Here is a 21,399-nt window from a genome sequence, read left to right as displayed (position 1 = left end):
CTCAGGTCTCGGCAGGCTCGGTCAGCCATTGGCGAACAATGGAGACGGTTTCGTTCGGATTGCGTTCGGCGAGTTCGCCCACGCGGTTCACGGCCTGGGCATGGACCTGGCCCTGGATCTGGGCGACGTCGATCATGTGCGCGGCGCCGCCGCCGGTCAGGAGCGCCTGGCCCTGTCCGCCTTCGCTGCCGGCCTGCGCGCTGGCGTCGGCCAGTGCGGGCACCGAGGCCTCGGCGCGGCCGGGTACGACCTCGTTGGCCAGGATGCGCTTGACCAGCGGGCGGATCACCATGAACAGCACGACCAGGCCGAGCAGCATCATCACGCCGAGCTCGATCACATACATCACGTCGTCCTTGGTGAACTGCAGCATGCCGAGGAAGCCGGTGGGCTCGTTGAGCGGGGCCACCGAGGGCGCTTCGGCAAAGCGCAGGTTGACGACCTCGACCTGATCGCCGCGCTTCTGGTCGAAACCGATCGCCGAGCGCACCAGGGCGGCGATGCGGTCGAGCTGCTCCTTGGGGCGGTCCTGGTAGACCATCTCGCCCTTTTCGTTCTTGGCATAGCTGCCGTCGACGAGGACGGCGACCGAGATGCGGTTGACGCGGCCGGCTTCGGTCACCTCGGTCTTGGTGGTGCGGGAGATCTCGTAATTGTTGGTCTCCTCGCTCTTCTTGCTCTGGTCGCGGGCGCGCGCGGCATTGTCCTGATTCTGGTTGCCGGGCAGCTCGTTGTTGACCGTGACCTGACCGCTATTGTCAGCGGAGAGGCTTGATTCCTCCCGGGTCTGGCTCGAGCGCAGCACGCGCCCTTCGGGATCGAACTTGTCGGAGGTCTGGGTGATCTTGTTGTAGTCGAAATCGGCCGAGAGCTGGACGCGGGCGCGACCCTGGCCGACCACGGAGGACACGATGTCCTCGACCTGCTTGCGCATCCGTTTCTCGAAGGCAGCGCGGCGCTCGTCGCCGACGGCGTTGTCGGCATCGCTGGTGGCGCCGTCGGCGAGCAATTGGCCGGCCTCGTCGACGATCGACACCCGCTGCGGCTTCAGCCCGTTGACGGCGGAAGCGACCACGTGGCGGATGGCGCGGATCTGCTGCGGCTCGAGGGTGCCGCGCACCCGCACCACGATGGAAGCGGACGGCTCCGGCGTCTCGCGCGAGAACAGCGGCCGCTCCGGCAGCACCAGGTGCACGCGCGCGGCCTGGATACGGTCGATGGCGCGGATGGTGCGGGCGAGCTCGCCTTCCAGGGCGCGCAAATGGTTGATGTTCTGGACGAAGCTCGTGGTGCCGAGCGCGTCCGACTTGTCGAAGATCTCGTAGCCGACGCCGCCGCCCTTGGGCATGCCGCCCTCGGCGAGCTTCATGCGCAGCCGCATGACCTTGTCCTTTGGCACCATGATGACGGCGCCGTCATTGCGCAGCTCGAACGGGATCGCCTGCCGCTCGAGCTCCTTGACGATCGCGGAGGAGTCCTCGACGCTCAAATCGGTGAACAGGGTCGTCAGTTGCGGCGTGGTGACGCGCAAGATGACGAACGCGAAGAAGCCGATGAGCGCGGCGGTGACCGCCACCATCGCCGCCAACCGGGCCGCGCCCAGGCCCTTCAGGAAAGCAACCAGACTTTGCACCAACGGCCCCCAGGGATTCGGCCCTCGGAGGGTCCGACTGGGCAATTATTGCCTAGGGTATGGTTTCCATCCGGTTAACGACGGTTAAGAACCGCGGCAGAAAGTAGGACATGAAAAAAACCGGCTTCGCAAAGCGAGGCCGGTTTTCATCAAATTCGATTGGTTTCGAGGGCTTATTGTCGATATTGCTGGATCCGGGTGGTGCGCAGCCCGGCCAGCCCGTGCTGATCGATGGAAAATTGCCAGGAAAGGAATTCGTCGACCGTCAGCGTGTAGCGGCTGCAGGCTTCCTCCAGGGAAAGCAGACCGCCGCGCACCGCGGCAACAACTTCAGCCTTCCGGCGAATGACCCACCGTTTTGTACCGGGCGCAGGCAAGTCGGCAATGGTTAGCGGACTGCCGTCGGGCCCGATGACGTATTTCACCCTCGGGCGATGGGGTTCTGTCATGGCGTACTCACAAACTCTCGACCACTGAACTCACTCTGCCAACCTACGCGTGTCGGCTTAAAATTTGCCTAAGCGCAATCCTGCAATACGAATCGTTGGAAATGCCGGTAGGGTGGCTCCGCCCCGGCACCTGTCCCAGTGTGGGAAAGCGGCCCCGGCCGGAGCCGACAGGCGCCTGGTGGGGTCCGAATCACAACCCAGCGGAAGCGAGGTCGCCCGTGGGCGAGATTGTAGTGCCGATCCTGCTCTGGTTCGCGGCGATCGGCTGTGGCCTGCTTGCCGGGCTCTATTTTGCGTTCTCGACCTTCGTGATGAGGGCGCTCGGCCGCATCGAGCGGGCATCCGGCATCGCGGCCATGAATGCCATCAATGTCGACATCGTCCGCTCTCCGTTCATGCCGCTCTTCCTCGGCACGACGCTGGTGAGCGCGATCCTCGCCGCCCTTGCGGTCTTCCGCGTGGGCGAGCCGGGCGCGGCGGCGATGCTCGCCGGCGGGGTGCTCTACGTCGTCGGCATGTTCGTCGTGACGATGATCTTCAACGTTCCCCTCAACAATGCGCTGGCTGCGGCCGATCCGGCGAGCACTGAGGCGGCTTCGCTATGGGCGCGGTATCTCAAGGAATGGACGTTCTGGAATCACGTGCGGACGATCGCCTCCACGGCGGCCTGCGCGCTTTTCATTGCCGCCATCGCGGCGGATTAGGTCGAGCCGGAATCGCCGGACCCATTGCCAGAGCCATCGCCGGACCCTGAACCAGAATCCTTGCCGCCAGTGCTCGGGCGGATCACCCGCTTGATCTGGTCGGTTGTATAGGTCTGGCCACCGATCGAGAGCAGTGGCGGGGTGGCGGTCAGGTCGACGGAATCGACAATGCCCTGGACTTCGGTCGAGATCGCGACGTTGTTGCCGGAGGCGTCCTTGCCGGTTGCGGTGAGCGTGTAGCTGCCCGGCGGCCATTGCCTGCCGTCATTGCCCTTGCCGTCCCAGACGAAACTGGAGCCGCCCGTCTTCAGCGAAAAATTGCCGGAATAGGCGGTCTGGCCGGTCGAATCGGTGATCGTGATGGTGGCGCTGCTCTCCTTCGGCGAATTGATGTTCCAGGTCGCCGAGCCGTTGAAATTGGCCTTGCTGCCGTCGACCGCGACGGTATTGCCGACATAGATCAGCGCCTGCGTCGACTGCGCGCTCTTCTCCAGGGCGACGATCGAGCTCAACTGGTCGTTCATCTTGAGCTGCTGCTCGACGCCGGCGAACTGCACGAGTTGCGCCGTGAACTGGTTGGTGTCGAGCGGATCGAGCGGGTTCTGATTCTGCAGTTGCGTCGTCAGCAGCGTCAGGAAGGTCTGGAAGTTGTCGGCAATGCCCTTCGTCTGGGTCGACGCGGTGTTATTGCCCGAGGCCGTCCCGGTCCCGGGTGCCGATACGACCGGCGACGGCATGGATACGTCGGTTGCCATGGTGCGCTCCTCTAGACTCTAATATCGACGCCGCCGCTCGCGCCGAGCATGCGGCCATAGCTGCGACCGGCGACGGTCGCCGGCACGCTGTCTTCTTCGCTGACGATCAGGCGATGTGCATTGGGATTGGACTGGTGGCCGCCGTTCTGCCCCGACGACGATTGGTCGCGCAGGCTGAACTGCAGCCCGCTGTTGCCGGTCGAGAGGCCGGCATTGTCGAGCGCGCGCTGCAGTTGGTTGGCGTCCTGGCGCAACATCTGCAGCGTTTCCGGCCGCTCGACGGTCAGATGCGACGTCACCTGGCCATGATTGTCGACATGGATGCGCACATCGATGCGCCCAAGCTCGGGCGGATCGAGCCGGATTTCGAAGCGGCTCTTGCCGCTCTTGGCCGAGGCTGCGATCTCCAGCGCGAGGCCGCTGACCGGCACCGCATTGCCATGGGTTGTTGCCGCGGTCACGGTCAGTGGCGCATTGGCCGATGGCGTTGTGGGCGTGGATGGCATCTGCGGCTGGATCATGGCGGCCGCCTGCGCAGCGTTGTCAGATGCGGCGGCCAGCGTTTGCGCGGTGTTCGCTGCGCCCGACTCCACATGGCTTGCCGCGTGCGTGGACGGCGTCTGCGCGGAATTGCCTGAGGCGTCCGCTTTCACCGCGTCAACAAAGGCGTGCTCGGCTTTCTGCTTGCCGGCGGCTGTTTCTGGCGGGGCGATATCCGGGACAATGCCAGTCGGTGTTTCGGTCGGCGTGGAGTCTGTCGCGCTGTCTTGTGCGCCGGACGTGGGGATGGCGTCCTTCGCGGTCAGCGTCGGCTTTGACTGGGCTGTGGCCTTCGCCTGCGGCGTCGGCGAGGGGGCGGCGGCTGCAGACAGTGCGATGCCGGTTGCCGTGTCGCCAACTGCCTCCGCGCTAACGGAAACGGCGGCTACGGCTTTGGCGTCCGCCTGAGCTTCGGCCTGGGCATCGGTCTTGGCCGCGTCGGCCGCTGCGGGAGCTGTACCGGCGACCGAGGCCACAGCCGCGATGGCCGCGGCTGCCGTCGCGAGCGGAGCGGCGGCCGGGTCCGCTACCGGCGGTGTTGCGGGCGCTGCATTCGCGGGGCTCCCGACGACTGCGGAAACCGTCGCTGTTATCACCGTGGTTGCAGCGGTGCCGTCGTCCTGCTTGGACTCATCACCATCCTTGTCACCATTCTTGGCATCGTCCTTGGCTGGGACATCGTCCTTCGGCTTCGACGACTTTGCCGAATCGGACTTTGGCGTGTCGGGTTTCGAATCAGGCTGATCGGCTTTGTCGGCCCGGGTGCTGGAGCCGACGTCGTTGCGCGCACCGACATCGTTCCGCTCAGAGCGGTCAGGGCCGGCGCCGTCATCGCGCGACCTCGAGTCCGCCGCCGGAGCAGGATCATCGTTCCGGCGCGCCGATGCAGGCGGCGCACGGGAACTGTCGTCGGGGCGCTCGTTGCGGGCCGCCGTGTTGCTGTCGACCAGTGCGGCAAAACTGTCATTTCCGGGCGCGGGGCCGGAATCCGGTCGCGCCGACCTCGGCGAATTGGCCTGAAACGACATGCCTGCCAATGCTTCTTGCGCGACCTTGACCACAACCGACCCTCAGGATGGAATTCAGTTCCCCATCAGCAAGGAGCGGGCCAGCAAGTCTGCGAAAAAATATCCATACATTACAGTGGTTTACGAGGAGGATGGGGGATTTGGAACAATGGCCCGGCGGTTCGCTTTTTGCCCGGCGGCAAGATTTGCCGTCTACATCTCTTCCAAGGACGGCTGATTGCTTCGCGGCGATACGGCCTATATTAAAGGGTGGCTTTTCCTGCGCCCCGACGAGGCAAATCGGCCTTTTTCGGCGATGCTCCAAAGCCTTCTGGGTAAAGTCCGCTTTTAACGCTGGTCGCGGGGGCAACGGCTGCTCGCGACAGAAATCGATGACCTCTTCCATGCGCAACAGTCTCGATCTCGAAGGCCGTCCCGAGGACACCAGGGTCGTGGTCGCCATGTCCGGCGGCGTCGACTCATCGGTGACGGCTGCGCTCTTGAAGTCGGAAGGCTACGATGTGGTCGGGATCACGCTGCAGCTTTACGACCACGGCGCCGCGACCCATCGCAAGGGCGCCTGCTGCGCCGGCCGGGACATCCACGACGCCCGCAATGTCGCCGAGCGGATCGGCATTCCGCATTACGTGCTCGACTATGAGAGTCGTTTCCGCGAATCGGTGATCGACAATTTCGCCGACAGCTACGCGCTCGGCGAGACGCCGGTGCCATGCATCGAGTGCAACCGCGCCATCAAGTTCCGCGATCTGCTCGCGACTGCGCGCGAGCTCGGTGCCGCCGTGCTCGCGACCGGGCACTATGTCGCCTCGCGACCCCTCGCCGACGGATCGCGGGCGATGGTCTGCGCCGCCGACGCCGATCGTGACCAGAGCTATTTCCTGTTCGCGACCACGCGCGAGCAGCTCGACTATTTGCGCTTTCCGCTCGGCGATATGACCAAGCCGCAGGTTCGCGAACTCGCGCGCCGCTTCGGTCTCGAGATCGCCGACAAGCAGGACAGCCAGGACATCTGCTTCGTGCCGACCGGCCGCTACACCGACATCATCAGCCGCCTGAAGCCGAATGCGGTCGCGCCCGGCGACATCGTCGATCTCGACGGCAAGGTGATCGGCCAGCACCAGGGCATCGTTCATTTCACGGTGGGCCAGCGCAAGGGGCTGGGGATCGCCACCGGCGCGCCGCTGTATGTCGTGAGGCTCGATGCGGCGAGCCGCCGTGTCGTGGTGGGCCCGCGCGAAGCGCTGCGCATGGATCGCATTCTCTTGCGCGACGTCAACTGGATCGGCGATGGCGCGCTCGATCGCGTCATCGGCGAGGGCATCGAGCTGTTTGTGCGCGTGCGCTCGACGCGCGCGCCGCAACCGGCCTGGCTGCGTAGGACCGATCGCGGCTACGAGGTTGAGCTCGTCGCCGGCGAAGAGGGCGTATCGCCCGGGCAGGCCTGCGTGTTCTACGACGCGCCGTCTGGTCAGGCGCGCGTGCTCGGCGGCGGATTCATCAAGAGCGCGGCCGCGAGGAACGTGGCTGCGATGGTGCGGCCTCTCGCCGAGGCCGTGCGCTGACATAAATTCGGGGCAGGGGATGGCGGCGGATATCGACCGCGAGGGGGTCGAAAAGGCCTATGGGCGCTGGGCGCCGATCTACGATTTCGTGTTCGGCAGGGTGTTCGATCAGGGCCGGCAATCGACGATCGCCGAAGCCGACCGGATCGGTGGTCGCGTGCTCGATGTCGGCGTCGGCACTGGACTGTCGCTGGCGGATTATTCGCGCAGCACCAGACTTTGCGGTGTCGATATTTCCGAGCCGATGCTGCGGCGGGCGCAGCAGCGCGTGCGGGCGCTGGGCCTGACCAATGTCGAGACGCTGGCGGTGATGGACGCCAAGAACCTCGCGTTCCCGGATTCGTTCTTCGACGCCGTGGTGGCGCAATATGTCATCACGGCGGTTCCGGATCCCGAGGCGACGCTGGATGATTTCATCCGCGTGCTGAAGCCTGGCGGCGAGTTGATCCTGGTCAATCACATCGGCGCCGAAAGCGGGCCGCGGCGCCTGTTCGAACTGGCTTTCGCGCCGCTTGCCCGAAGGCTCGGCTGGCGGCCGGAATTTCCATGGGCGCGGCTCGCCAACTGGGCCAGGAAACATGGCGGCGTCACCCTCGCCGAACGGCGCCCAATGCCGCCAATGGGGCATTTTTCGCTGATCCGCTTCCGCAAATCGTGAATGCGGTTTTGGCCGGAACCTCCGCGCGCGCCGGCCGTTTGCTTCGCATGCGGATGAACCAGTCACTTGTCTTTTTCGGTGTGCTGATGGCGGTGCCGGGTGCGGCGGTCGCACAGGCCCCGCCTGCGCCGACGACGCCCCCGGCGCAGACCGCGCCGCCCCAGCCCCAGCGCGGCGAGAATTGCACGCCGATGCAACAGCCGGCGAATCCCAACGCAAAGCCGGATACCACCACCGGGCAGCGATCCGAGCCGCTCGGCGAAAAACTGTCGCGCTCCGATGGCGTGCTGTGCCCGCCTGCGGGCGTAGATCCCGAGATGCGGGCACCGCCCCCGGACGGCGGCAATACTCCGGTGATCCCGCCGCCCGGCAGCCCCGGCGGCGATCCCTCCGTCCGGCCAAAATAGCCTCCGTTTCGCAGCACCTTGGCTGGCGGCTTGTTGGCAGGAGGCATATTGGCAGAAGGCCGGCCGACGGCCTGCTTTGCTTGACAGGCCGTCCGCCCACTCCTTATATGCCGCGCATTCGCGCCGCGGCATCTGCATGCCGCAACGGCGCCGCCGTGGCGGGGTAGCTCAGCTGGTTAGAGCACGGGAATCATAATCCTGGGGTCGGGGGTTCGAGTCCCTCCCCCGCTACCAGCTTTCACCACACTCCTTTGACCTGGTTTGGATAGGGCTTTTCCGAAGGCTATATTGCCGGCCTGCTCTCTCAACGGCTACGCTACCTGGGCGTCCTGGATCGCGAAACACGGTGTCTCGGCCAGGTTTAATGGCTTCTGCCGCCTCTCCATCGTCCATGAACTCGATGCCGACGATGTGTGCGCCTTCCAAAAGGAAGGCATGCAAGGCAAAAGGCTGCAGCTATGGCTATTGAGCAGCAGCGATTCGCAACAGCAAGCTTCGTTCACAACTGGCGATCCAGTCTTAGCGCGCGGAGCCACCCACGTTGCGGTATCTGCTCAAAATGCGCTGCTCGATCGATTGCATGGTGTCATCGCCCGCGCTGCCCCGTGGAGCAGAAGAAAATGAATCGCGAACTTCGCGCGGACTGACGCCGAAGCGGCGACGAAAGGCGCGGCTGAAGCTGACGTCGCTATTGAACCCGCAATCGTAGGCGAGACTGGTGATCGGGCCAGCCTCGCGCCCTTGGGTTCTTAGCTTCTGCCAGCAGCGGTCGAGCCGGCACGCCGTAATATGGGTGATGACGCCGCCTTCCTGTTCGAACAGGCGGTAAAGGGTGGATTTCGAGATACGGAAGGCCGCGCAGATGACATCCGGTCCAAGGCGCGGATCGGCGAGCCGGTCCTGGATGAATGACTGGATCGAACGCAGCACCGTTCGGCTCATCGCTTGCCGATGCTCCGGTTGCAATGGCATGGTCGCATGAAGGCTTCCGCTGGCGATTACAAACGCAGCGTCCACCGAGGCGGCGATCTCGTCTGGCGCAAGATCGGCGAGCGAGGACCACAGACCCTCGATGTGCCGGGTGAGCAACGCGGTGCCGGCGCGCCCTTCCTTCAGAACGGCTCCGTTGACGTCGCTGTCGCGCAGAAAGGCGGGCGCCATGGCGCGTGGAATGTGAAGCCGGAGACACTCGAAGGACGAGTAGGCGATCGTACTGGAGCGCGCGTGATGGGTGAAGAAGACGTCGCCGGGCAAGAGGGTCGCGGATCTTCCGTCTGCTCCGTGCGGAGGATGCGCCGAAGCAGCCGGGGCGGGCGCCGGAAAGCTCGAGCTGCGATATCAGGGCTGGTCGGGCCGCGTGCTCTACCCCGAGCTCGCCGAGGAGCTCGGATACCTCGCGCCCGTCAAACTCAACTGGATCGGCAATACAATTAGTGGCCCTCAGGACATCCAGGCGGCAGTGACGGTGACATCGACTTCGGCGGCGCTTTCAACGGCTCTATCCTGAAGCTCGCCGCTGCGGGCGCGCCTATCAAGGCGGTCATCGTCTATCTCGGCACCGACGCGCAGACGTCAAGCGGTATCGTCACGCTTGCCTCCAGCCAGACCCAGAGCCTGATCATCACCGAGGCCGCCGACGTGGATCAGTCCAGCCACGGTTACGCAAGGACACCCGGAATCCACTGGGAGCCCAAATGCAGGGCTGGCGCCTGGTGACCGATGAGGTTCACCGTCATGGAGGCACGATCTTTCTGCAGTTGTGGCACGTCGGCAGGATGGCCCATTCCTCGATTCTGCCGAACGGCCAGGCGCCGGTGGGCGTGACCGAGCAACGGGCAAAGGGCTCGTCGGTGTTTGCCCACGGCCCGGATGGCCGATTGGGTTATATGCCTACGGAGACGCCGAGGCCCCTCAGCACGGATGAAGTGTCGGCCATAGTCGGCACCTTTGCCAAAGCTGCCGCCAATGCACGGAAGGTCGGGTTCGATGGTGTCGAACTCCATGCAGCCAACGGCTATCTGTTCGAGCAGTTCATGAACTCGGTGCTCAATACGCGCACCGACAGTTACGGCGGGGGCCGCATGCAAGATCGCACGCGCTTCCTGATGGAAGTCTTGGAGAACACTGTAGTCAAAGGTCAAATGCCCACGCTCCGGCAGACGCTCATTCCGGGCGAACATATACCGTTGCGACGCCGATCGTTTTTGCGTCAGCTAAATTGACCCGCCACTTTTGCCCGCAGTAAAGACAACAACCTCGCGGCGGCAGCCGCGCCGCTGATACCGCCAAAGCAGCCCTCTATTGATCTAGATCAAGTAATCAATCCGGCAGGCTCGAAATCTAGGCAAGCGCGCTCCATCTAGTCGAGTTTCTGCAATGGATATGCTGCTCCGGACCCTGCTGACCATCGCTGTTGCTGTTGCCTCGTTGGGCGCGATCTCGGAGCGCGTGCGTGAGGAGGTGGCCGACAACGAAATCCGCATCGGCAATCTCATGCCGTATAGTGGAAACCTTGAGATCTTCGGGGCAATCGGCAAGGCCGAGGCGACCTATTTTGAGATGCTCAATGAGCGCGGTGGCATCAATGGCCGCAAAGTGCGCTTCATCTCCTACGATGACAAATCTGATGCGGCATCCTCCCTGAGCTTGACGCGTGCGCTTGTCGAGCAGGACAATGTTCTCCTGATGTTTGGTTCCTTCGGTACACCAGGCAATTTCGCCGTTCGCAAATACTTGAATGAAAAACAGATCCCTCAGCTGTTTGTTGCTTCCGGCGACGATCATCTCAGCGATCCAAGCTCGTTCCCATGGACAATGGGCTGGCAGCCTTCGTTCCGAGAAGAGGGACGCATCTACGCGAATTACATCCAGGCAGTGTACCCGGGAAAGAGGATCGTGGTTCTCTGGCAGAATGACTACTTCGGTCGCGAGATCATCAAGGGTCTGGAGGATGGGCTAGGAGAGATCGCCCGAATGATCAGGGTTGGTATCGCCTACGATCTTAGGGACGAACATCTAGACACACACGTATCGATCCTGAAGCGATCAGGTGCAGAAATCGTTGTCTTTGCGGGCGTAGCCTCAAACGCCGCGAAAGTGATCCGCCTGGCAGCGGACATTAATTGGCGTCCCACCTTCATCCTGAACCAGATGGCCTCGTCGATCGCAATGGCTCTAAAACCTGCCGGCTTGGACAATGCGGTAGGTGTAATCACCGCCGCATACCTCAAGGACGCCGACGATCCAGCTTGGAAGGTCGGACAGTCCGGCTCTGATTGGCAATCATTTCTGGAGAAATATCAACGAATCGGTGGCAGGGACGAAAGCGCCGCCATGTTCGGATACGCCGCCGCCGAGACGCTGGCGCAGGTGCTCAGGCAGTCTGGCAATGACTTGTCGCGTGAGAATGTCATGAAGCAGGCTGCAGCGCTAAAGGACTATCAGAGCTCAGCCCTTTTGCCCGGCATCAAGATCACCACCGGTCCATTGAATTTCCGGCCAATCAAGCACATGCGATTGGTTCAATTCGACGGCCGCACTTGGCAGCCGATTGGCGACGTTCTAGAGACGGCGTTTGCCAACCTCGATAACTAGGCATTCCCGTCCAACAGCTTTAGAGGACCGGAAATCATGGCCGAAACAAAAAACTCTCCGTAGAAGGCGCTCAGCAAGATGCGCGCCGACGATGCGACCGTATCGTGGTCTAATCGTCATGATGAGGAGATGCAACGCGCTTGATGAGGAGATCAAGCGGATGCGGGCGCAGCGGCTTCGCCTCTCGGCTGCAGTGACAGAGTTACGATCGATTAATCAACTCGCTTGCGCCGCGCCAGGCTGCCCACCACAGGTGACCGCCATTCTGGTTCTTCCTCCCTATGCGCCCCCAAACAAGCTCTGCATCCACAAGACGCTTGCAGAGATCAGCGAAATTGACTCCACGCGGCGGTTGCGCGCGGGCAGTACCATTCCGTTGCTTCAACACGCGACGTCGCAAGGCGTAACCTGGGCGTCGATGAGTCCGACACGGAAGCAAAGGCCCGTCAGCGAGCACCCAGTTTGGCTTTATTCCTGTCTCGGACAGAGAACTTGCGGGCGGCCTGCGCGACGCTTTGCGCCACCGCGTCTTGCATGAGGCGATCGATCATCGCGATCGGATCGAAGTGCTCTGAACGGCGCGGGGGAGGGGCTGCGGTCCAGTTTTCCGGTATGACCTGATCGCTTTGGTGCGACTGGCCGCTGCGCAGATTCAGATGTGAGATCCGGCTTTTGACCGCCTTATGGGCGACGAAGTCGAGCCGGAAGTCAGGCATTCTCGGAAAGCGCATCTACCCACGGCGGATCGGACACGTGGGCTTTTGAACAGATCGGGCCTGCTCAGGTCCTGACGAGCGGAGCGGAGAAGCGAATCCCGACCGCATGAATGACGAGCAACGGCAGCTCGATGCTGCAATCCTGCGCCTTTTGCCGTAAACGGCGCAGGACGGCGTCGAGGCTTCGGCTTTCCACGTCCATCTCGCCGTAGCCGAGGTGCTTGGCAAGCCCGGCCCGGGCGACCGTCGCGCCCTCGGCCTGTGCGAGATATTCCAGCAGCAGCAACTCGCGTCCCGAGAGCTGCAATGACACGCCTCCGGGGGCGACGAGAAGACGGCGCTGCGTTTCGATCTGCCAAACCGCCGGCTGCCGCGCATCGATGCGCTCGGCTTTTGTAACTGCGGCAGTGTGGACGCGGCGAGCAAGATTTCTGACGGCGAGCAGAAGCTCTTCACCATCGACCGGCTTGGTCAGATAAAGGTCAGCACCCTCTGCGTAGCCTCGGATCCGGTCGTCGCGGCCGGTCCGGGCCGTCAGCATGATGATGCCTGGGCGCCGAGTGGACAACGCCTGAGCGGATGGTTGCCGATGATCGATCGCCCGAAGGGATGCGCCAGCCTTGGCGACCTCCTTGCTATCCTGGTTTGTCTCTTCGCCCTCTGCGTCTTCGCGCGCGAGGGCAACGCGCGGGAACTGCAGCCGACGGCCATCGTCGGGCCGAGCGGCGAGTTGCCGCTGGACGGATACATGGAATTGTTCGTCGATCCGTCGCGGACCCTGGACCTGGGGGACGTGCTGAGGGCGAGCGCGCAGTTTCACCCTATGTCAGGCCACGGCATCAATCTCGGCTATACGACGGATGCAGCGTGGCTCAGGATTCGCGTGGGAGCGGGGGAGTGGCAACGTGTCCTCCTGTCGCTGACTCCGAATCTCGTCGATCTGGTCGACGTCTATGTCGCAGCCGACCGTCCCGGCCTCGCTGCCGACGATTTCAAGCACTACGCCACCGGCGATCATCGTCCTTTCTCGGCGGACGATACGCTCTCCGGGCTCGACAACGTGGTTCCGCTGCAATTGCAGCCGGATGCCGCGATGCTCGTTTATATCCGGCTGGCCAGCGTCAATTCGTCGCTCAATCTCTCGGCGGTGCTCTACTCTCCCACGGTCCATACGTTCCGTGTGACCGTCCAAGGTCTCGTCGCCGGCGCCTGGTTCGGCGGCATGGCCGTCCTGCTGATCATCCAGCTCGTCTTCTTTCATTTCGACCGCAAGCCGTCCTATCCGCTGCTCGCCTTCAGCATCCTCGGCGCGACGCTGGTCTATGTCGGCAATCTCGGCCTGTCCCGCATGCTGCTGTTTCCGAACGGCGGCTACGGCAACGACTACTTCACTGGAGGTGCGGCCTGGCTCGGGCTGCTGGCCAGCTCGCTCGCCACCGCCAGCATTCTCGAATTGCCCCAACGCCTTCCCTGGATGAACCGGATATTTCTCGCCGGAGCCGGCGTGGGTTTTATCGGGATCGTCTTCGTCGGCTTCAACGCCAACCTCGTCTTCGCGCCGTTTGGCGGCGTCGTCATTTTGATCTTGGTGACGCTCGCCCTGGTGCTCGCGTTGTTCTGTGCCAACGAGAATGGCGTCGACACGCGGCTGCGCGCCGCAGCCTACTGGGTTCTCTGGTTCGGCGTGGCGGGAACGGTGGTCCAGCGCGCCGGCTTCGTGGAGCTGCCGGACTGGGTTGCGCATACCTATGCGCTGCCGGTCCTCCTGCAAATGGTGTTGCTGTCGGGAGCGGTGGCGGTGCGCCTGCGCTCCGCGGAAGCCATGAACGCCGCCATGAGCACCGAGATGCTGCTCGCCGCGCAGGCCGCGGAACGCCGCGCCGTCGCCATGGTCGAGGAGAAGACCCGGGAGCTCGCCGCAGCCAAGAAGATCGCCGAGGACGCCCTGCGCGCCGAATTGCAGTCGCAAGAGCAACAGGTGCGGTTCATGGAGGTGATCTCGCATCAGTATCGCACGCCGCTCGCCACGATCCGCTCCAATATCGACGGCATCGGCCTCAGCTTGCCCGTGGAGGACCAAGCCAATCACGACCGCCTCAAGCGTGTGCGCCGCGGCATCGTACGGCTGATCGAAACGCTCGAGGTGAACCTGACGCGCAGCCGCTTGCAGGGGCCGTCCTTCTCACCGCAACTGGCTCGGACGTCCTTGCAGGATGTCGTCTTGGCCAGCGCAGCTCGCGCCAACGACCTGCTTCAAGCCGACATTCTGACGGATGCTGCCCCACGAGCGGCGCATGCATCGATTATGGCCGATCCCGAGATGCTCGGCATCGCCATCATCAATCTCCTCGAGAATGCGGTGAAATTCTCTGTCCACATGAAGGGGGATCCTGTGATCCTCTCATGCTCGATCGCGGGAGATAGCGGCGTGATCGCTGTCACCGACAAGGGCATTGGCATCCCGCCCGACGAGATCGTCGGAATCATGCGCCGATCGGTGCGCGGCTCCAATGCTCGACATGTCGAGGGCACGGGCATCGGCCTATCACTCGTCTCCCGCATCGCGGGCGCCCACGGTGGAACGATTGAGATCGACAGCAAGGTCGGTGTCGGCACCACGATCCGAATCATCGTGCCGCTGCCTTCGACCTGATTCGGCGCCGCGACGCCTCAGACGCGGTTCGATGCAGCTCTCCTGATCACGCTGAACATGTGCCCTGTCGGTCACCCGTTGCAGAAGTTTCGTGGCGTTGCGATGAGGCAACATGTTTCGTTCCAAGACGTTTCCGCATGTTCCAATGCGTTACAAATCGCTCCAACTCGCTTCTGTTGCACTCACGCCCGCAGCTTTAACCTCCTGCAAGCTCGCAGACAGCTTCTCGCCTGAGAGACGATCGAGCGCCGCGTTGGGGGATCGTTCAACAACTCGGCTGTCCACCGCGTACGCGCCAGATGCAACGGACCTCTCCAAGCAGCGGCGCGAAGGTTTCGTACACCCTATTGGTTTCGCGACTGCGGAGATGATCTTGCAGACGATCGCTTGTCGGCACAATTTTTGTCATCGGCCCCTCGTTTCCGGGCATCGCTTGAGTCTCAGCGCGGGCGTCAGCTCGCTGGCGCTCATTCTGGCGCTGCAGCCTGCAAGGGCTCAGACTTATTATCCCGGACAGCGCAACAGCCTGTTCGTCATCCCCGCGCCGGTGAACGGCCGTGCCGCCTATACGGAAGGCTTTCTTGGGCAGACAGTGTACCAGGCGACCTCCGGTCAGGCGGGACCGTCTCTCAACATCATCAATAATTCCTGGATTCTCAACAAAGATCCGACCCAGGTCATCTGGCGCAGGCGATCGCACCCTCGGTGGTGATCGGCTCCGAGGGCGGCAAAGGCGGTGACGGCCTGAAGCGGGATGCGGAGGCCGCGGCCGGCGGAGCCGGTGGCAACGTTACGGTCGTCCACAATGCGAGCATGGCGCTCAGCACGGCGGAGGCGACCATGCTGACGTCCCTGGTGTCGATCTACTCCCGGGGCGGCAAGGGAGGCGCCGGCGTTGTCGGCGTTGTCGGCGGTCGGTCCGAGCTTTATGCCTCGGCCGGTGGGGGCGGGGCGGGTGGCGACGTCACGGCGACCGTCCAGAAGGGTATCGACACCCAGGGGGACTATGTCGGAGCGCTTCATGTGATGTCCCGCGGGGGCAATGGCGGTGATCACGGCCGGATCGACGAGGACGAGCCGCAGACGCCCCGTGCTGGCACTGGCGGATACAGCGGTCTCGTTTCGGTGACGCTCGGCAAAGACGCCAAACTCACTACGACCGGCAAGGCCGCAGCGGCGATCGTGGTGGAGTCGATCGGGGGCGACGGCTCCAATTCGGCCAATGCGCAGGACACCCGCGGCGGGGTCGCGGGCAACGCCTATGCAGGCTCTGACAGGAGATCGATTCTTTATAGCAATGCTGGCGCGGTCTCGACGGCGGGGGAATTTGCGCCCGGCGTGCTGTTGCAGAGCGTCGGCGGCGCCGGCGGCAAGGGCGGCTCCGCGGCGGTGTCCGGACGCGGAACGCCGGGCGGCGCCGGTGGACATGGCGGCAACATCATAGGGCTCCAGACCGGCAGGATCGACACCAAAGGGGCCTACAGCTACGGCATGGTGGCCCAGTCGGTCGGCGGTGCCGGTGGTGCAGGAGGTAACGGTCTGGCATCTGGCGGGGCAGGCGGGGCGGCCGGGAGCGGCGGTAGCATCGACCTCACCGTCGCCGACCAGATCCGCACTGCGGGCAAAGGCGCTACCGCGGTCGTGGCGCAATCGGTCGGTGGCGGCAAAGCCGTTCAGGCCTTCCAGTCCGATCTTCTGGCACCGCCGGTCGGTGGAGGCGGTGCGGGCGGGTCGGGTCTATTCCTCTGGTTCAGCAGCGGTGGCGTCGGCGGAACGGGCGGCGATGGCGGCGCAGTGACGGTCAACAACAACGGCGATCTGTGGACCGATGGCATAGGCGCAGCCGGTATCCTGGCGCAGAGCATCGGGGGAGGCGGTGGGGGTGGTGGCGAGGCCACGGCCTTCGGCCTTGGCTTCGGCGTCTCACGGGGCGGCAGCGGTGGCGGCGGCGGTAATGGCGGCACCGTCACGGTCAACAGCCGTCGGGGCAGCATCGGCTATTTCCTGGGCGGCATTCATACCCGTGGTGCCGATGCTGCCGGCATCATCGCGGAATCCATCGGCGGCGGGGGCGGCTCGGGCGGCGAAGCCGTCACCGTCGTGGGCGGCACCTTGGTCACGTCCGCGACGGCTCTCGGTGGTTCGGGCGGCGATGGCGGCTCCGGCGGCACGGTTCTCATCGACAACGGCTGGGCCGTTTCCACCTCGGGGGTACGCTCGCATGGCATTCAGTCGATGAGCATTGGTGGCGGCGGAGGCGATGGCGGCGCCTCGTATGCGGCAGCCTATTCCAAGGCAGTCGAGAAGCGGCTGCCCAATATCGCGGTCGCGGTGGCGGTCGGCGGCTCAGGCGGCAAGGGTGGCCAGGGCGGCGCCGTCACCGTGACCAATTCCGGGGCCGTGTCGACCAGTGGCAATGATGCGTTCGGCATCATGGGCATGAGCATTGGTGGTGGCGGCGGCGACGGCGGCATTTCCGACGTCAGCGCCACGGCGAGCGGGTCCTCGGTTGTCGGCGTGGCCGTGGGCGTCGGCGTCGGTGGAACCGGGGGCGGCGGCGGTACCGGAGGAGCCGTAACCATCGTCAGTGGCAACAGAGTCACCACGTCCGGAGATCAGTCCATCGGCATTGTCGGCTACAGCATTGGCGGTGGCGGCGGTGCCGGCGGCAGCGCCGACGTGACCGGCACCACGTCCGGTAAGGGTTTCTCGGTCGCGGTGAACGTTGCCTTCGGTGGGAAGGGCGGCAGCGGCAATACCGGCGGCACCGTCAAGATCACCAATAATGGAACGACCGAGACGCAGGGCTATGCGGCGTCCGCGATCCATGCGCTCAGCGCCGGCGGGGGCGGAGGCTATGGCGGCGCCGGGATGGCCAGGTCCGCAGGGTCGGATTCGTCGCAGCCCAAACCCAGCGACTCAGCGCGCATCACCGCGGCGGTCAATGTGGGCGTCGGTGGCGCCGGTGGCAGCGGGTCGAATGGAGGACTCGTCGAGGTCACGAACAACACGGCGATCACGACCCGCGGGGTTGATGCCAGGGGCATCCTGGCCCAGAGCATCGGCGGCGGCGGCGGCGTAGGCGGCGCGGGCACGGCGCGCAGTGCCAACAACGTGCAGGTCAACGTAGCGGTCGGTGCGACTGGCGGCGGCGCGAGCGACGGCGGCGACGTGGTCGTGAACAACGGCGGGACCGCGGCCGCTATCATCACCACCTACGGCAACGGCGCCTACGGCATCCAGGCGCAGTCGGTCGGCGGCGGTGGCGGCAGCGGCGGCTCGGCCTCTGCCGATGCGGGAGATTCCACGTTGGCTCTGCTTGGCAAGACGCTCGCCGCAAACGGCTTCAAGGCGCTCGCCCAGAAGGTACTGCCCAAATTCTCCGCCAAGCACGGTATCAAGCCGTCCTTCCCGATCTCCGTCGCCGGCAACGATACCGTGGGAGGTACGGGAGGTTCGGGCGGCAACGGCAAGTCCGTCACAGTCACCAACTGGGGTGAGATTTCCACCAATGGCCAGGTGGCCACGGCGGTGTTCGCGCAGTCGATCGGGGGTGGCGGCGGCAATGGCGGCGCCTCCACGGTTGGTGGCGGTGCGCTCCTCGCGAACATGAAGATCGCCAGCGGCGGCAGCGGCGGCGTGGCCGGCGATGGCGGCGCCGTCACGGTGACCAATGGATTCAACGGCAAGATCAGCACAGGGGGGGCCTCCTCGTACGGCATCTTTGCCCAATCCATCGGCGGTGGTGGCGGGCAGGCGACCGTCGGCGCGGATCGTTCGGGTTTCTCACTCGACCGGCCCGCGCTGTTGGCCGGCGGTAACGGGTCGCGTGGAAATGGCGGCGCGGTCAAGGTCACCAATGCAGGGAGCATCGTCACCGGCGGCGCGCAATCCCACGGCATTGTCGCCCAGTCCATCGGCGGCGGTGGCGGCCTCGTGGCGCTCAACTCCATGGATGCCTTCGAGGTTCTGAGCCTCAAGACTGCGCTGACCCAGGCCGAGAAAGATACACTGAAGCGTTATGGCCTGGACGTCGACCAAGCCATCAAGGAAGCCGAATCCGCGAAAGCTGCAGCCAAGCCGGGGACCGACACCCTCACCCTTCAACTTGGCGGCACGGGCGGTGCGAACGGCAACGCCGCCACGGTGACAATCGAACATGCGGGATCCATCACGACGACTGGCGGCAATGCCTTCGGCATCCTCGCGCAGTCCATCGGCGGCGGCGGCGGTTTCATGTCAGACGGATCGGGGCCCGGCATCAACACGCTGGAAGTGTCCGGTCGCCTGGGCGGGTCCGCCAACAGCTTCGGGGATGGCGCCGAGGTTTCTGTCAGACTCGGCGCGGGAAGCAGCATCCAGACGACGGGTGTGGGCTCTGTCGGCATCCTCGCTCAGAGCATTGGCGGTGGCGGCGGCTATACCGGTGCACTCAATTCGGAGGATGCGACCTATGCGAATCTCCTGGCGCAGAGGGATCCGTCATCCGGGCGCGGCGGCGGTATCCTGGTTTCGATGGCGAACACTGCTGCCAGGATGTCGATCCAAACACATGGCAAGAACGCGCATGGCGTCTTCGCGCAGAGCGTCGGCGGCGGTGGCGGCGCGGTCGGCACGGCCGAGGGGATCGTGTTGCCGACGCAGATCGGCGACACGACCAACCGCAACAAGGCAATCCGCGGCGGCGGCCTGATCGAGATCGACCTCAAGGGCTCGATCAGGACGACCGGGGAAAATTCGGTCGCCATCTATGCCCAGAGCGGCGCGCAGGGCGGCGCGGGGCGGGTTGTGGCAGGCACGGGTTCGGACATCAGAGTCAACTTCCAGGGCGTGCTCGCGGGTGGCTCCGGGACCGGTGCTGCGGTCCAGATCGATGGCGGCGGTGCCAATGCGATCGAGTTCCAGGCCGGGTCCGACGTCAGCGCCGGCTCGGGCGTGGCAGTGTTGGCCAGCCACGGCCAGGACCGGCTGGACAACTGGGGGTTGTTATCCGGCGACGTGAATCTTGCCGTCGGCAACACCGGAGAGGTCAACACATTCAACAACCGCCTTGGCGGCACCTATACCAGCTCCGCCCGTGGGATCGTAAATGTTGGAGCCGCAGGGACGTTCCGGAACGAGGGGACCTTCAATATCGGCGGCATCAACGCCATCGCCACTGCAAATGTCATTGGCACTTATGTACAGACCGAGGCCGGCTCGTTGCTGATGGATGTCAGCCGCACCCCTGCGGGGGCCAAAAACGATCTCGTACAGCTGACGGGCTCGCTCGGCGGCACCATCAAGGTGAACGTCGTGGACGGCCTCATGCCGGGCCGTTTCGCCGTGGCCGAGGTGAGCGGGACCACCAACAACCTCAAAGCGGCCGGGGCGCATGGCAACTTCAGCCCCTTTAACTGGTCTGTCCAACGCGAGGGAAGCCGGATCTTCATCGACCCCGCCGCGAATATCCGGGCCCCCCAAGGGGTGGATATGACCGCCAGCGAGGATGCCGCCATGGCCTATCTCCAGCGGGCCTGGGAGTCCGGCAAGATCTCGCAGTCCAATGCATCGCTGTTTGGAAAGCTGGCCAATGTCAGCTCAGTGGACGACTATACCCGCTCGATCGACAGCATTACACCTGAGGAGTCGCTTGGCGCGCTGTCCAACCAGACCCTGGGCGCCCTTACATCCATCAAGATGTCGCTCAGTTGTCCGATCTTCACCGGCGCGGGCACGATGATGCAGGAGACCGATTGCGGCTGGGCCCGTGTCACCGGCGCCTGGATCAGGCAGACCGAAAGTGCTGATGCGAGCGGCTATCACCAGAATGCCGAGACCTACCGCGTCGGTGCGCAGCGCGAGATCGCCGACGGCTGGTTTCTTGGCGCGACCGCCGGCCTGACGCAATCCGCTCTGTCTGACAGCGACAGGCTGTCGAGGACGAACGGCGTCGCTGGCGACGTTGCGGTCTCGCTGAAACATCAGATCGGCCCATGGCTGCTCGCGATGTCCGGCCACATGGGTTACGGTACGTTCGAGACGCAACGGCTTCTCGACGTCGGACCGAGCGTCTGGCTCGCGAACGGCACCTCGCACATTTGGACGGCCGCCGCCCGCGTCCGCGCCAGCTACGAGCTGGCTTATTCCAACTGGTACATCAAGCCCTATACCGACCTCGACCTGCTCTACACTGCCATGCCGGGCTATACTGAGCACGGCATGGGGGGCATGGACCTTCATTTCTCGTCCGCACGCCAATGGAATGTGGCAGTGAGCCCATCGCTCGAAATCGGCGGCCGGCTGGACGTCGATCCGCAGGCTTGGCTGCGGCCCTATGCGTCGGTGGGTATGACTTTCTTCGCCAGGGACAGCATGGATATCGGCGTCACCTTCGGCAATGCGGCTGACGCGGGCTTCATTACCCAGGCGAAGCTTCCCGCAACGCTGGTCAATGTTACCGCGGGGCTGCAGATCTTCTCGACGAAGGGCTACGAGCTGCGCACGGAATACTCGGCCGGTTTCAGCAGGAACTATATTAGCCAGGAGGCCAGCCTTCGCCTCGCTGTACCGTTCTAGATTACGACACGGCGGGATTTGGACTCGATGCTGCCAACGTGAAGGGCCAAGCCTGATATCTTCACCCCATTCGAGACAGCGCGCAGAACCGCTGGTACAGGCCGATCACGTGCTCGTCGTAGGACAGGATATTAGAGCGAGA

Annotated in this window: 16 protein-coding genes and 1 tRNA gene; 10 read left to right on the top strand and 7 right to left on the bottom strand. The window is 64.2% G+C overall.

Going from position 1 to position 21,399, the window contains the following annotated elements:
• Position 1 precedes the first annotated feature (1 nt).
• Positions 2-1,633, bottom strand: coding sequence for a flagellar basal-body MS-ring/collar protein FliF (gene fliF / locus AC5ZG1_RS27625; protein ID WP_496134645.1), 1,632 nt, complete (start codon positions 1,631-1,633; stop codon positions 2-4).
• 173 nt (positions 1,634-1,806) lie between these two features.
• Positions 1,807-2,082, bottom strand: coding sequence for a CtrA inhibitor SciP (sciP, locus tag AC5ZG1_RS27620; protein ID WP_002714638.1), 276 nt, complete (start codon positions 2,080-2,082; stop codon positions 1,807-1,809).
• Between the two features lie 218 nt (positions 2,083-2,300).
• Here sciP and AC5ZG1_RS27615 point away from each other — a divergent pair, with 218 nt between their 5' ends.
• The gene (locus AC5ZG1_RS27615) at positions 2,301-2,786 is read left to right on the top strand and encodes an anthrone oxygenase family protein (RefSeq protein ID WP_496134644.1); all 486 of its coding nucleotides are present in this window, start codon (positions 2,301-2,303) and stop codon (positions 2,784-2,786) included.
• Here AC5ZG1_RS27615 and AC5ZG1_RS27610 read toward each other — a convergent pair.
• Both AC5ZG1_RS27610 and AC5ZG1_RS27605 read right to left on the bottom strand, forming a co-directional pair.
• A complete protein-coding gene (locus AC5ZG1_RS27610) occupies positions 2,783-3,541 on the bottom strand; it encodes a flagellar hook assembly protein FlgD (RefSeq protein ID WP_496134643.1) in 759 nt (252 codons plus the stop codon). The genes AC5ZG1_RS27615 and AC5ZG1_RS27610 overlap by 4 nt on opposite strands.
• Before the next feature lie 11 nt (positions 3,542-3,552).
• Positions 3,553-5,109, bottom strand: a complete 1,557-nt coding sequence (locus tag AC5ZG1_RS27605; RefSeq protein WP_496134642.1) for a flagellar hook-length control protein FliK — start codon at positions 5,107-5,109, stop codon at positions 3,553-3,555.
• Positions 5,110-5,492: 383 nt separating this feature from the next.
• On the opposite strand from AC5ZG1_RS27605, the gene mnmA reads away from it, so the two are divergent.
• From mnmA to AC5ZG1_RS27585, 4 genes are all read left to right on the top strand, one after another.
• Entirely contained in the window at positions 5,493-6,671 is a 1,179-nt protein-coding gene (mnmA, locus tag AC5ZG1_RS27600) for a tRNA 2-thiouridine(34) synthase MnmA (protein WP_130225246.1), read from the top strand.
• Between the two features lie 19 nt (positions 6,672-6,690).
• Positions 6,691-7,329, top strand: a complete 639-nt coding sequence (locus tag AC5ZG1_RS27595) for a class I SAM-dependent methyltransferase (protein WP_496134641.1) — start codon at positions 6,691-6,693, stop codon at positions 7,327-7,329.
• A gap of 47 nt (positions 7,330-7,376) precedes the next feature.
• Positions 7,377-7,736 carry a hypothetical protein gene (locus AC5ZG1_RS27590; protein ID WP_130225247.1) on the top strand — a complete coding sequence of 120 codons (360 nt, stop codon included), beginning with the start codon at positions 7,377-7,379 and terminating at the stop codon, positions 7,734-7,736.
• A 157-nt stretch (positions 7,737-7,893) separates the two neighbouring features.
• Positions 7,894-7,970, top strand: a tRNA-Met gene (locus tag AC5ZG1_RS27585).
• 285 nt (positions 7,971-8,255) lie between these two features.
• On the opposite strand, the gene AC5ZG1_RS27580 is transcribed toward AC5ZG1_RS27585, so the two are convergent.
• Entirely contained in the window at positions 8,256-8,990 is a 735-nt protein-coding gene (locus AC5ZG1_RS27580; protein ID WP_496134640.1) for a helix-turn-helix domain-containing protein, read from the bottom strand.
• 440 nt (positions 8,991-9,430) lie between these two features.
• Here AC5ZG1_RS27580 and AC5ZG1_RS27575 point away from each other — a divergent pair, with 440 nt between their 5' ends.
• Both AC5ZG1_RS27575 and AC5ZG1_RS27570 read left to right on the top strand, forming a co-directional pair.
• On the top strand, positions 9,431-9,958 hold the full coding sequence (locus AC5ZG1_RS27575; protein WP_496134639.1) for an oxidoreductase: 528 nt from the start codon (positions 9,431-9,433) through the stop codon (positions 9,956-9,958).
• A gap of 154 nt (positions 9,959-10,112) precedes the next feature.
• Complete coding sequence (locus AC5ZG1_RS27570) at positions 10,113-11,330, top strand: ABC transporter substrate-binding protein (protein ID WP_496134638.1); 1,218 nt, start codon at positions 10,113-10,115, stop codon at positions 11,328-11,330.
• A gap of 446 nt (positions 11,331-11,776) precedes the next feature.
• On the opposite strand, the gene AC5ZG1_RS27565 is transcribed toward AC5ZG1_RS27570, so the two are convergent.
• On the bottom strand, positions 11,777-12,046 hold the full coding sequence (locus AC5ZG1_RS27565) for a hypothetical protein (protein ID WP_496134637.1): 270 nt from the start codon (positions 12,044-12,046) through the stop codon (positions 11,777-11,779).
• 64 nt (positions 12,047-12,110) lie between these two features.
• A complete protein-coding gene (locus AC5ZG1_RS27560) occupies positions 12,111-12,587 on the bottom strand; it encodes a response regulator transcription factor (RefSeq protein ID WP_496134636.1) in 477 nt (158 codons plus the stop codon).
• A 48-nt stretch (positions 12,588-12,635) separates the two neighbouring features.
• On the opposite strand from AC5ZG1_RS27560, the gene AC5ZG1_RS27555 reads away from it, so the two are divergent.
• From AC5ZG1_RS27555 to AC5ZG1_RS27545, 3 genes are all read left to right on the top strand, one after another.
• Positions 12,636-14,699 carry a sensor histidine kinase gene (locus AC5ZG1_RS27555; RefSeq protein WP_496134635.1) on the top strand — a complete coding sequence of 688 codons (2,064 nt, stop codon included), beginning with the start codon at positions 12,636-12,638 and terminating at the stop codon, positions 14,697-14,699.
• Between the two features lie 112 nt (positions 14,700-14,811).
• Positions 14,812-15,411 carry a hypothetical protein gene (locus AC5ZG1_RS27550; RefSeq protein WP_496134634.1) on the top strand — a complete coding sequence of 200 codons (600 nt, stop codon included), beginning with the start codon at positions 14,812-14,814 and terminating at the stop codon, positions 15,409-15,411.
• Positions 15,405-21,257, top strand: a complete 5,853-nt coding sequence (locus AC5ZG1_RS27545) for a hypothetical protein (RefSeq protein ID WP_496134633.1) — start codon at positions 15,405-15,407, stop codon at positions 21,255-21,257. Before AC5ZG1_RS27550 ends, AC5ZG1_RS27545 begins: the two co-directional genes overlap by 7 nt.
• The last annotated feature ends 142 nt before the right edge of the window (positions 21,258-21,399 follow it).

It is taken from the genome of Bradyrhizobium sp. Leo78, assembly GCF_059512425.1.
The sequence above is the reverse complement of the archived record's forward strand: the minus strand, read 5'-3'. Positions and strand labels throughout refer to the sequence as shown.